This is a genomic window from Gordonia heveisoli (assembly GCF_030315745.1).
Taxonomy (GTDB): Bacteria; Actinomycetota; Actinomycetes; order Mycobacteriales; family Mycobacteriaceae; genus Gordonia.
In genome coordinates, this window is sequence record NZ_JASXSH010000017.1 from 28,848 (window position 1) to 41,313 (window position 12,466).

10 protein-coding genes are annotated in these 12,466 nt (G+C 66.8%); 9 read left to right on the plus strand and 1 reads right to left on the minus strand.

What is annotated here, in order from left to right:
• Positions 1-2 precede the first annotated feature (2 nt).
• Positions 3-1,751, minus strand: coding sequence for a 3-oxosteroid 1-dehydrogenase (gene kstD, locus QSJ18_RS14995; RefSeq protein ID WP_286327362.1), 1,749 nt, complete (start codon positions 1,749-1,751; stop codon positions 3-5).
• A gap of 233 nt (positions 1,752-1,984) precedes the next feature.
• On the opposite strand from kstD, the gene QSJ18_RS15000 reads away from it, so the two are divergent.
• The 9 genes from QSJ18_RS15000 to QSJ18_RS15040 all read left to right on the plus strand — a co-directional run bounded on the left by QSJ18_RS15000 (position 1,985) and on the right by QSJ18_RS15040 (position 12,410).
• Positions 1,985-4,984 (plus strand): hypothetical protein, encoded by a 3,000-nt coding sequence (locus QSJ18_RS15000; RefSeq protein ID WP_286327363.1) that lies wholly within the window; start codon positions 1,985-1,987, stop codon positions 4,982-4,984.
• 144 nt (positions 4,985-5,128) lie between these two features.
• A complete protein-coding gene (locus QSJ18_RS15005; RefSeq protein ID WP_286327364.1) occupies positions 5,129-5,935 on the plus strand; it encodes an SDR family NAD(P)-dependent oxidoreductase in 807 nt (268 codons plus the stop codon).
• Between the two features lie 13 nt (positions 5,936-5,948).
• Positions 5,949-6,827: an LLM class F420-dependent oxidoreductase gene (locus QSJ18_RS15010; RefSeq protein ID WP_286327426.1), complete on the plus strand. Its 879-nt coding sequence runs from the start codon at positions 5,949-5,951 to the stop codon at positions 6,825-6,827.
• Positions 6,824-7,327: a nuclear transport factor 2 family protein gene (locus QSJ18_RS15015; protein ID WP_286327365.1), complete on the plus strand. Its 504-nt coding sequence runs from the start codon at positions 6,824-6,826 to the stop codon at positions 7,325-7,327. The genes QSJ18_RS15010 and QSJ18_RS15015 overlap by 4 nt, the downstream gene beginning before the upstream one ends.
• Positions 7,328-7,517: 190 nt before the next feature.
• Complete coding sequence (locus QSJ18_RS15020) at positions 7,518-8,303, plus strand: 2-keto-4-pentenoate hydratase (RefSeq protein WP_286327366.1); 786 nt, start codon at positions 7,518-7,520, stop codon at positions 8,301-8,303.
• A gap of 51 nt (positions 8,304-8,354) precedes the next feature.
• Positions 8,355-9,260 carry an acetaldehyde dehydrogenase (acetylating) gene (locus QSJ18_RS15025; RefSeq protein WP_286327367.1) on the plus strand — a complete coding sequence of 302 codons (906 nt, stop codon included), beginning with the start codon at positions 8,355-8,357 and terminating at the stop codon, positions 9,258-9,260.
• Complete coding sequence (dmpG, locus tag QSJ18_RS15030; RefSeq protein ID WP_286327368.1) at positions 9,257-10,321, plus strand: 4-hydroxy-2-oxovalerate aldolase; 1,065 nt, start codon at positions 9,257-9,259, stop codon at positions 10,319-10,321. The genes QSJ18_RS15025 and dmpG overlap by 4 nt, the downstream gene beginning before the upstream one ends.
• Before the next feature lie 161 nt (positions 10,322-10,482).
• Complete coding sequence (locus QSJ18_RS15035) at positions 10,483-11,544, plus strand: acyl-CoA dehydrogenase family protein (RefSeq protein WP_286327369.1); 1,062 nt, start codon at positions 10,483-10,485, stop codon at positions 11,542-11,544.
• A gap of 59 nt (positions 11,545-11,603) precedes the next feature.
• Positions 11,604-12,410: a FadR/GntR family transcriptional regulator gene (locus QSJ18_RS15040; RefSeq protein WP_286327370.1), complete on the plus strand. Its 807-nt coding sequence runs from the start codon at positions 11,604-11,606 to the stop codon at positions 12,408-12,410.
• Positions 12,411-12,466: the final 56 nt, after the last annotated feature.

Genomic DNA, 12,466 nt, shown 5'->3' on the forward strand with positions numbered 1-12,466 from the left:
ACTCAGGCTCCCTTCGGGCCGGCCGTCGCGTCGGCCTTGGTGGTGGCCGCCTTGTCCGCGCAGTCGAGTGCGGCGAGGTAGCCGAAGACCATCGCGGGCCCGATGGTGGCGCCCGGGCCGGCATAGGTGTGGCCCATCACCGGTGCGCTGGTGTTGCCCGCGGCGTAGAGCCCGTCGATGACCGAACCGTCGGCGCGCAGTGCGCGGCCCGCGGCGTCGGCGTCGATGCCACCCTTGGTGCCGAGGTCGCCGGGCACCATCTTGACCGCGTAGAACGGCGCCTTGGCGACCTGGCCGAGGCTGGGGTTGGGCTTGTTGGTGATGTCGCCGTAGTAGTGGTCGTAGCCGCTGTCGCCGCGACCGAAGTCCTCGTCGACGCCCTTGCGCGCGAACCCGTTGAACCGGTCGGTGGTGGCGATCAGCTTCTCGACCGGCACGCCGATCTTCTCGGCGAGTTCGGCGATGGTGCCGGCCTTGACGACGACACCCGACTCGTACCACTTCTTCGGAAGCGGCTGACGTGCGTTGATACCCGCGAACAGGTAGCGGTTGCGGCAGCGCTGGTCGAAGATCAGCCAGGACGGGACATTCTCACCCGGCCCGTCGCCCTGACCGAATTCGCCGCCGTACATCTGATGGACGGCTTCGACGTAGGGGAGCGATTCGTTCATGAACCGATCGCCACGCGTGTTCACGATGAAGGTGCCGGGCACCGAACGCTCCGACAACGCGAACCACGGGCCGCGTGGAAGGGGGATCGTCGGGCCCCACCAGGCGTCGTCCATATGCGAGACGGCGGCGCCGATCTTGAGGCCCGCCTCGATCCCGTCGCCGGTGTTGCTCGGCGCGCCGGTGGTCCAGTCCGAGCCGATCGGGTCGCGCTGGTACTTCTTGCGCATCTCGGCGTTGTGCTCGAAACCGCCGCACGCGAGGATCACGCCGTGGCGGGCGTTGATCTCGAATCGCTTGCCATCGGATTCGGCGACGACGCCGGTCACCCGACCGTCTTCGGTGATCAGGTCGACGAGCCCCGTGTTCAGGCGCAGCGGGACGCCGGCGGAGCGCAGACCGAGCAGTAGTTCCGCGGTGAGGGCGGCGCCCATGGCGATGAGCTTCTTGCCGCGGCTACGCGCCCAGAAGAACCGGCCGCCGACCTTGGCCATCCGCAGCGGACCGCGCCAGTGCCGGAGACCGGTGTTGAGCCAGCGGTAATCCGATTGCAGCACAACCATGTTCAGCGGAGCCTTGGTGTACTGCGGATGGAGCGTCTTGAGGTCGTCGCCGAGTTTGCGGGCGTCGAACGGGCGCGGTTCGACCGAGCGGCCGCCGAGACGGCCACCGGGGGCTTCGGGATAGTAGTCGGAGTAGTTCTTGACCCACTCCAGGTCGAGGGGTGCGTGCGCGATGAGGAAGTCGAGGGCCTCCGGGCCGCGGTCGATGTAGGCGTCGATCCGGTCGGCCGGGGCATGCGGGCCGATGATCGCGTGAACGTACTCGCGCGCCTGCTCGCGATCGTCGGGTACGCCGTCACGCTGGAGTACCGAGTTGCCGGGGATCCAGACGCCGCCGCCCGAGCGTGACGTCGAACCGCCCCAGTAGGGCGATTTCTCGATCAGGACGGTCTTGAGGCCCTTGTTCGCGGCGGTGATCGCTGCGCTCAGCCCGGCGCCACCGGCTCCGACGACGATGACGTCGTAGGTCTCGGTCGCGCTGCTGTCATCCTGCTGTGCTGGTTCGGTGGAGCCGGCCATGGGTGTCCCTTCATGCGCCACGGGGTGCAACGTGTTCTACCCACGAATTAGAACACGTTTCAGAAATGGTTCGCCAGTAGGTAGTGCGGACGTATTCCCCGGTGACCTGGGTACGGGTCGGCGACGATGTCGGTGTCGTTCGCCGAAGTCGAGTAGCGCATTACCCGTGTCGGCCGGTTGACCAGGGTTGACGATGGAGGGTGCGGGGGCCGCACCCGACGATGGGACTGATCATGACGCGCGGCGATATCCGTGTGAGTCGGCCGGCGGCCGGCCCCGCGGCGGACCTGCCATCGCAGCCGGCGACTCGCTGGGTCGACCGGATGCGGGACCGGTCGGCGTTCTGGCCGGTGCTGTTGTTCCTGCTGTTCGCGGCCTGCGCGGTCGCTGTCATCGTCGGGGCGACGATTTCGACCGATCATCGGCATCTGGCGGTCTACCAGCTGAATCCGGACACCCCCGCACCCGACGTCTCGCATGTCATCTGGTGGGAGATCGTCGCCGCCGCTGCCTGGGCGGTGTTGCTCGGTGTCAGCGCGGTGATGGTGCACGTCTACGCGTTCACCAAGATCATGCGTGACCTGGCTCTCGGTGCGCTCGCGTTGGCTTCGGTCGCACTGGCCGCGGACCTCACTCAGGTCGCCTTTTATTTCACCGACTGGCGGATGGCGATGGCGGTCGCGGCCGTCATCAAGTACGTGGCGTTGCTGGCGGTGCTGCCGGTCGTTTTCGGTGTCGTCGTCGTGGTGGCGCGACAGATCTGTCGGTACTGCGCGACCGGTCGGCCGCCGGTGCCTCGGCGTCTCGCCGACTTCCTCGCTCGCAATCGCGTCGATGTGCCGGGCACGCTGATCGTGCATGGTCTCGATCGCGGTACCGCACCCGACGACCAACAGGGCTGGGCGCGCGCCTACGAGGTACCCGGACTGGGCCGTCCTGCCGCCGGGCAACTGGGTGCGGCGCTCTGCCTGTCCGGCGGTGGGATTCGCGCGGCCTGCGTCGCGATGGGGGTGATGCAGACATTGGGGCAGAGCGAGGTGGTGACCGCCGACGCCGACGACCAGGCCGTGCCGCGTAAGGCTCTCGACTCGTTCGACTACATCATCTCCGTCTCGGGTGGCGGGTACAGTGCGGGTGCGCATCTGCTGGCCGGGCGCGATGACGGCTGCGCCGAACCGTCGTCGGCACTCCTGTCGGAACGATTCACGGAAGGTTCGCCGGAGTTCGAGCACATTCGGCGCAACTCGAGCTTCCTCGGTGATTCCGCGGGCAATTTCCTGACGGCACTCGGTGTGATCCTGCGGAATCTGTTCATCGCCATGGTCACCCTGTTGGCGCCTGCGGTCCTGATAGGGACGCTGAGCGGCGTTGTGCTGCGGGTCATTCCGATCAATGCGATCGCACCCAGGTCGCCCGGGGCCTGGGTGATCGACGATCGCATCTATGCGGTCGGGATCGCGATCGCGGTGACCATTGCGATCGGGGCGTTGGGCATGTTGTACGCGACCAGCGCAGAACTGGTCGGCACCGGAACACGGGCGACGCGCCGGAATCAACGTGGCCTGCGGGTCGTGCAGGCCTGCGGCGCATTCGTCTTCGCGATCGCGTTCGCGACGATCGCGATACCGGCGATCATGCGCACCGGATGGAATATGACCCATTCGTCGTCGGGCGGCCCGGGGACCGGCGGATACCTAGGCGGCTTCACGCTGATCTTCGTCCTGCAGTTCGGTGGTGCTCTCGTCGCGATGTTCTGGAAGAAGCGGGTGAGCTGGATCGCGCGCCTCAAGCAGCTGGTGAAACGGGATGGGCAGTCCGGGGTGGTGGTGGGTGCGGTTCCACGCGGGGTCGTGCCGCTGGTGACGACGGTGCTGTCGCTGGTCGTCCTCGCCGCGGCGTGGCTGATCACCTTCGGAACTGCCGGGGCGATCTTCTACGACATCGCCGCACGACAGATGGGATGGTCGATCATCTGGCGTGAGCAGGCGTTCATCTGGGTGGTGGGCGTGGCGCTGTTCGGAACCGTCGTCTTCGGTCTCTTCGACGTCACCTCGGTCAGCCTGCATCCGTTCTACCGTCGTCAGCTCGCCCGGACCTTTGCGGTGCGTCGTGCCAGGGGTGCCGCCGCGCCGTACCGATACGAGGTGGATACCTTTCTGGACACATACGGCAAGACCCTCCCCGGTCAGCCTGAGTTCGTATTCTGCGGTGCGGCCGCAGTCGCCGGCGTCGACAAGCCTCCGCCGGGGCTCAACGCGTTCTCGTACACGATGACGGCCGACTACCTCGGTGGCCCCGACGTCGGGTACGTGCGCACCTCGGAGATGATTCGGCGCGCGACTCCGCGGATCTCCCGCGATCTGACGGTGCAGGCGGCGATGGCGACGAGCGGGGCGGCGTTCGCGTCGTCGATGGGGCGGCAGGGTGCATGGTTCGAGAAGTTCCTCGCGGTGTCCGGTGCCCGGCTGGGGACCTGGCTGCCCAATCCGCAGTTCGTACGCGCGGCGCAGGCGGCGCACGCGCTGCCCAACGCCCTACGGGATATCACTGTGCCGCAACGGTTACCGTTGTTCCGGGCGGCGTCCTACTTCTATCGTGAGATCTACGGCATCAAGAACTCACTGGCTCGGTTGGTGCAGGTGACCGATGGCGGGCACTACGAGAACCTCGGATTGGTCGAGGCGTTGCGTCGCCGTTGCCGCCTCATCTATTGCGTGGACGCGTCGGGGGATCCGCCGGCCACGCTGACGACCCTGCACGAGGCGATACGGCTGGCCAGGTTCGAACTCGGTGTCGAGATCGATCTGCATGTCGACGATCTGGCCGCGGTGGTCCCGGGGGACCACGTGCCCGAGGGCGTGGGTGGCGTCGGCGACAAGCTCAAGGGGCGTATCGCGCAGAGTCCGGTCGTGGTCGGGGAGATCCGCTTTCCGGCCGCGTCCGGTCTGCCGCCCGATCAGCGCACGGGCACGCTCATCTACCTCAAGTCGGTACTGACGCCGACATGTCCCGGGTGGATGCTGCGCTATGCGGCGGCCAATCCGATTTTCCCGCACGATTCCACGACCGACCAGTGGTTCGGGGAGGCGCAGTTCGCGGCCTATACCGAGCTGGGCCGGGTGATGGGAGCCGACGCCATCGCGAGACCGCATGACGGGTCGAGGTGGTGGGCGCAACGTAGCCGCTCGCGGCGGATCAGAGTCGCAGCCGGCCGCACGGCGTCCGGTTCATAGGCAAACCCCCCCGCACGCAAAATTAGAACGTGTTCTACTATTGGCTCCGGGGTGGGCGCGGCTCGTGCACGTCACCGTCCCGCTCGCCTCGCTCGCCGACGCTCCGTCCGGAGTTCGGCGGTCTCGAGTGGCAAGGAGTGCGACGTGGGTGATCTCGGAAAGTACGGTCCGTGGGCGGTTATCGCCGGCGGTTCAGAAGGTGTCGGGGCGTCCTTCGCCCGCCGACTTGCCGACGCGGGGATCAACCTCGTGCTCATCGCCCGCAAACCGGGTCCGCTGGCCGAGGTCGCCGACGAACTCGCCGACCGGGTCGAGGTTCGCGCCCTGTCCCTTGATCTCACGGCCGACGACGCGGTCGAACGGATCATCGCCGCCACCGCCGATCTCGACGTCGGCTTGCTTATCTACAACGCGGGTGCCAACAGTCATGGCGGCGGATTCCTGGACCGCGACTTCGACGGTTTCGTCTCGGCCATCGACCTCAACGTGAAGACCCCGCTGGCGCTGACCCACCACTTCGGCACCGCGATGCGGGCGGCCGGTCGCGGTGGCATCCTGCTCGTCGGTTCGCTGTCGGGATATATGGGCGGCTATGCCCAGAGCGTGTACGGCGGATCGAAGGCCTTCAGCCGGATCTTCGCCGAGTCGTTGTGGCTCGAATTGAGGGACCACGGCGTCGATGTGCTCGAACTCGTCCTCGGCGTCACACGGACCCCGGCGATGGAACGCGCCGGACTCAACTTCGACATCCCGGGAATGAAGATCGCCGAACCCGACGACGTCGCGCGGGAAGGGCTCGCGCACCTCGCCGACGGGCCGGTGTGGGTCGCCGGTGACAACGCCCGGCAGGCGCAACGTCAGAGCGGTCCGGACCGGGCGGCACTGGTCCTCGGTACGCATGAGCACATGAAGAAGCTGCTGCCGCGTGAGGCGACGACACATGCCGGCTGAGTCGGGGGCCTCGATGCGGGTGGGGATCGTGAGTCCGATCGTCACCCTGTTCCCCGGCGCCCATGCCGATTGGGAGGCCGACGCGGGTATCGCCGAACTCGCCGGTATCGCGGCCGACGCGGACGCGCTCGGCTACGAGTTCCTCACCTGCAGCGAACATGTCGCGGTACCGACCGAGGTGGCCGCCACTCGGGGAGGAACCTACTGGGATCCGTTGTCCACCTTCGGTTTCCTCGCCGCGAGGACCAGTCGTATCCGGTTCGCCACCCAGGTGCTGGTGCTCGGCTATCACCATCCCCTGGAGATCGCCAAGCGCTACGGAACCCTCGACCTGATCTCTGGTGGGCGATTGGTCCTGGGTGTCGGGGTCGGGTCGTTGCGTGCCGAATTCGATCTGCTCGGCGCCGAGTTCGACGGTCGCGGCGCACGGGCCGACGAAGCGATGGTCGCGCTCCGGGCGGCACTGTCCCAGCCCGAGCCCAGTCATCATGGCGAGTTCTACGAGTTCGACGACATCGTCGTACGACCACATGCTCTCGCGCCGCGGGTGCCGCTCTGGGTGGGTGGGCGCAGTGCCCGATCCCTGCGCCGCGCAATTGAACTCGGCGATGGTTGGGTGCCCTTCGCGCTGGGCCGGACCGAGCTGACCGCGATGCTCGCCGACCGTGAACTCCCGGCTGGATTCGACGTCGTCCTCACCGCGAGCGATCTCGATCCGATCGCCGACGCCGACCGTACCCGTCACCGGCTCGGAACCCTGTCGCAGGCCGGTGCCACCGCCGTCGCGGCAGGCCTGCGCGCCACCTCGGCCGGGCACTACCGCGAACAGTTGGCCGCGCTGGCCGAACTCGTCGACCTGACCGCACCGATCCGCCCGGGGGTGGCGTCATGAACGATCGACTGGCCGCACTCGAAGCCCGGCTGGGGGCACTCGAGGACGAACGCGCCATCCGTGACCTGATCTCCTCCTACGGTCCGCTCGTCGATGACGGAGCGGCCGACGAGGTGGCCGGGTTGTGGTCGGCGGACGGTGTTTACGACGTCGACGGTTACCGCATGGAGGGGCGTGGCGAGATCGCCGAGATGGTTCGCTCGGATCCCCATCGCACCCTCATCGCGCGCGGTTGTGCCCACTTCCAGGGGCCGGTCCATGTGACCGTCTCCGGTGACGCGGCCACCGCGGCGGGCTACTCCCTGCTGATCGTGCATCGGCCCGACGGTTTCGGGGTGGCACGGGCGACCGCCCATCACTGGGAGTTGTCCCGCTCAGCGGACGGCTGGGAAGCGGTGGCCCGCACCAGCCGTGCGCTCGACGGTGAGGAATTCGCGCACGCGCTCGGCGCGGCCGCGGTGCGTGGGGAGTCGGTGCCGTGGCCGGATCGGGCCGGATGAGTCCGGCGTGCCGATGTCGTGCCGATGACTTTGGCGTCCCGGTGTGTGGACAGGTGCCGTTCGCGCGGTGCTGAATCCTCGTAGGGTCGCTGGCGAGCGCACGGTCCGCCCCAACGGTGGCCGGTCCCTCCCCAATCGTGACCCCATGCCCTAAACTAGAACACGTTCACCCCGTTAAGGAGAGGCAGAAATGGCGGTCGACCAGGCAATTCGCGAGAGTATCGCGGCCGACCTGTGGCAGGCGGAGCGGACGGCGCAGGCCATCGACAGGCCGTCGGACTCACATGATCTCGACGTCGTCGACGCCTATGAGATCCAGCTGATCAACATCCGCCGTCGACTTGATGCCGGTGCGAAGATCGTCGGCCACAAGGTCGGACTCGCCTCCGAGGCGATGCAGAAGATGATGAACGTCGACGAACCCGACTACGGTCATCTCCTCGACGAGATGAAGTACTTCGAAGATCGGCCGATCGACACCGCGACGCTGTGTTTCCCGCGGGTGGAGGTCGAGGTCGGTTTCATCCTGGGGGAGGATCTGCCGTCGGATGGTTGCACCAACGAGGACGTCGTCGCCGCGATCGAGTGGGTGGTCCCGTCGATCGAGCTGATCGACTCCCGGATCAAGGACTGGAAGATCACGCTGCCGGACACGATTGCCGACAACGCGTCGTCCTGCGGGTGGATCCTGGGTCAGGAGCGGGTGCCGCTGGCCGACCTCGACGTGGGCAACATCGACGCGACGCTGGAACGCAACGGCGAGATCGTGGCCAAGGGCAATTCCTCTGCAGTGCTGGGCAATCCGCTGAACTCGGTGTTCTTTCTCGCCCGCACGGTGGGGAAGTTCGGGGTGCAGCTCCGCAAGGGTGACGTGATCCTGCCGGGCACCGCGACCAAGGCCTTCGATATCGCGTCCGGCGACCACTTCGTCGCGGAGTTCGCCGACCTGGGTCGGGTCACCCTCGACTTCACCTGACAGCAAACAGTTTTCGACAGACTTCAACCACACGAACCTGAGGAGGCGCGGATGGCTGACAAGCTCACCGCCGCAATCATCGGATCGGGCAATATCGGCACCGACCTGATGTACAAGCTGGAACGATCCGACGTGATCGTGCCGCGATGGATGGTCGGCATCGACGCCGCGTCCGAGGGCATGAAGCGTGCCGCCGATCATGGCCTGATCACGATGAGCGGGGGTGCCGACGAACTGCTCGCCTCCGAGGAGAAGCCCGACCTCATCTTCGAGGCGACCTCGGCCTATGTGCACCGCGAGTACGCGCCCAAGTACGAGGCCGCGGGCATCACCGCTATCGACCTGACTCCCGCGGCCGTGGGTCCGGCGGTCGTCCCGCCGGCCAACCTGCGTGAACATCTCGACGCGCCGAACACCAATATGATCACCTGTGGTGGCCAGGCCACCATCCCGATGGTGCACGCGGTCTCTTCGGTGGTACCGGTCCCTTATGCGGAGATCGTCGCGTCGGTCTCCTCGGAGTCGGCAGGCCCCGGTACCCGCGCGAATATCGACGAGTTCACCAAGACCACCTCCCGTGGTATCGAGACCATCGGTGGCGCCGAACGCGGTAAGGCGATCATCATCCTCAACCCCGCCGATCCGCCGATGATCATGCGCGACACCATCTTCTGCGCGATCCCCGAGGATGCTGACATCGATGCGATCGCGGCGTCGATCCATCAGCGGGAGAAGGATATCCAGGAGTACGTGCCCGGCTACCGGCTGCTGCAGGACCCGCAGTTCGATCCGCCGAGCGCCATCAACGGCGGCATGGCACGGGTCAGCATCTTCGTCGAGGTCGAAGGTGCGGGCGACTTCCTGCCGCCGTATGCGGGCAACCTCGACATCATGACCGCGGCCGCAACCAAGGTGGGCGAGGAGATCGCCCGAAAGAAGCTGGGAGCACTGGTATGAGCGACCTCATGTCGAACGCGCGCACGTTCTCCGACACTCTCGACATCCGGATCACCGACTCGTCGTTGCGCGACGGCAGCCACCACAAGCGTCACCAGTTCACCGAGGAGGACGTCCGCAGCATCGTCGGTGCGCTCGACGCGGCAGGCGTGCCGGTCATCGAGGTGACCCACGGTGACGGTCTCGGCGGGTCGTCGTTCAACTACGGATTCTCCAAAACGCCGGAGCAGCAGCTGATCAAGGCTGCCGCGGAGACGGCGAAGCAGGCGAAGATCGCCTTCCTGATGCTGCCCGGCCTGGGCACCAAGGACGACATCCGCGCCGCCCAGGACAACGGTGGGCAGATCTGCCGCATCGCCACCCACTGCACCGAGGCCGACGTGTCCATCCAGCATTTCGGGCTGGCACGTGACCTCGGGCTGGAGACGGTGGGCTTCCTGATGATGAGCCACAGCCAGCCGCCCGAGGTGCTCGCCAAGCAGGCCCGCATCATGGCCGACGCCGGTTGTCAGTGCGTCTACGTCGTCGACTCGGCGGGTGCGCTGGTACTCGAACAGGTCTCCGACCGGGTGGCCGCGGTCCGCGCCGAACTCGGCGACGATGCCCAGATCGGCTTCCACGGTCACGAGAATCTCGATGTGGCGGTGGCCAACTCGATTCTCGCGATCCGTGCGGGCGCACAGCAGATCGACGGCTCCATCCGCCGGTTCGGTGCCGGTGCGGGTAACACGCCGACGGAGGCATTCGTCGGGGTCTGCGACAAGCTGGGCATCAAGACCGGTATCGATTTCATGAAGATCGCCGATGCCGCGCAGGATGTGGTCCGTCCGGTCATGCCGTCGGAATGTCTCGTCGATCGCTCGGCGATGATGATGGGGTACGCGGGCTGCTACAGCTCCTTCCTCAAGCACGCCGAAGGCCACGCCGAGAAGTACGGTGTCCCAGCCGCGGCGATCCTCATCGAGGCGGGCAACCGCAAACTGGTCGGCGGGCAGGAAGATCAGCTCATCGACATCGCCCTGGAACTGCGCAAGAAGCAGGATGCCAACGCCGGGGTATGAATTCGCCGCACCGGTTGAGCCGATGTCGGATGGCCCACGCCATCCGGCATCGGCCTCTCTTGTTGTCGCGGGTGCCGCGTTCCCGAAGAGTGGTTCCGGGCTTTCGAGCCTCGGATCCACATGGTTAACTACGTGTAATAACCTTTCGACGGGAGAGCGGGATGGACTTCGCGCTGAGTACGGAGCAGCAGGACCTGGCTGACGCCGAGCGCTCCTGGCTGGTCAAACACGATCCGATCCTCGCCCGGCGAGAGTCGATCGACGATGTCCCGGCCCCCATCCCGGCCGCCGCCCGCAAACATGTCGTCGAATCCGGGCTGGCGAGCCTGCTGACCGATGAGGTCGGCGCCACACACGTCGATCTGCTGGTGATCGTGGAAGCGCACGGATGGGCGGGTAGCGCGCTTCCGGTCGCAGAACTGGCGATCGCCGCCGCGGCGCTCGAGGCCATCGACGATCCGCACTGGGCGGAGGTGGCGGCCGGAGAGCAGGTTGCCATCCCGGTGTTGTCGCCACGAACCGATTCGCTGGCCGTGGAGGTGGTCGGCGGCGGTCTGCGGCTCCGTGGAACCACGGCGCCGGCCGCCGGTTTGGCCGATGCGGAGCGGATCGTCCTGCTGGCGCGTACCGCCGACGGGACCGACGTCGCCGCGGCGATCCCGGTGGCCGACGCGGGTATCCGGATGCTCGACACCCTGGATCTCACCCGTTCCTGGGGTGTCGCCGACCTCGACTGCACCGTCGCCGACTGGGCGGAACTCCCGGCGGGCGAATCGTCCCGCCTGGCCGATCAGCTCGCCACGCACCGGGCGATCGATGCGCTCGGTGCCGCCGACCGTCTGCTGCAGATGACCGTCGACTATGCGGGGCAGCGCACCCAATTCGACCGGCCCATCGGATCATTTCAGGCGGTCAAGCATCATCTCGCCAATATGGCGCTCGGCGTCGAGGCCTCCCGCTCGGTGCTGTGGGCGGCGGCTGTCGCACTCGACGAGGAGGACGGCCCGGACGGCGCGGGCACCCGGGCGCGAGCCGTGTCGGCCGCGGTCGCCTACGCGTGCAAGGCGACCTCGCAGGTGGCCCAACTCGCGTTGCAGGTACACGGCGGCATCGGCTTCACCTGGGAACACGACGTCCATCTGCTCATCCGCCGGATCAAGGTCGACGAACTGCTCGACGGTTCGGTCGCCGATCATCGCCGACGTCTGGTCGCGCTGAGCTGACCCGCGCCACCCGTCCCACTGAGCGCCGTCGACGAGGGCGGCACACTACGCTCGTCGTTGTGTCCACCGAGCCGGAACGACTGCGCCGCACTCTCGCCGTCGACGGTGGTGTACGGACACCGAAGGCCGCCGAACAGATAGCCGGACGCCTGCGCGGGCAGATCGTCCGGGGCGAGGTGGTGCCGGGATCGATGCTCAAATCGGAGAAGGAACTCCTCGCCGATTTCGGGGTATCGCGGCCCACCCTACGCGAGGCCTTCCGCATTCTGGAGAGCGAAGGTCTGATCGTCGTCGTCACCGGCGCCCGGGGCGGTGCTCGGGTGCAGATGCCCGACCTCGCGTCGTCATCACGTCAGATCGGCTACTACCTGCAGATCAAGCAGACGACCATGGCCGATCTCCTCGAGGCGCGGACCGAGTTCGAGCCGACCTGCGCACGACTACTCGCACAACGGCATACGCTCGCGGCACTCGCGCAGTTGGAGGAATGTCTGGCTGCGATGCGGGTCATCGCCGCGGCCGGCTTCGGTTCGCCGTCCGCCTTTGTGGACTGGGTGGACCTGACGCGGAATTTTCACGAACTGATCGCCGAGAACTGTGGGAACAACACGCTTGCCGTGCAGGCCAGGGCGCTGGGGGAGATTCTGCGTGCGCACTATCGAATCAGTCTGCGATCGGCCAACTTCCGGCCGAGTTCTCCGGATACCGGTGCCGAGGTGATCGCCGACTATGCGGCGCTGCTGGAGCTGGTTCGAGCTCGCGACGGTGCCGGCGCACAACGCCACTGGCGTGAGCATCTGCTGCGCGCCGCGGAACTGACCTTCCGCAACCAGGATCGGAATACCATCATCAATCTTGTCGACTGAGTGGGACGAAATCCCCCGATGGTCCCAACGGGACCCGGGAATCGCTAACTTGGATA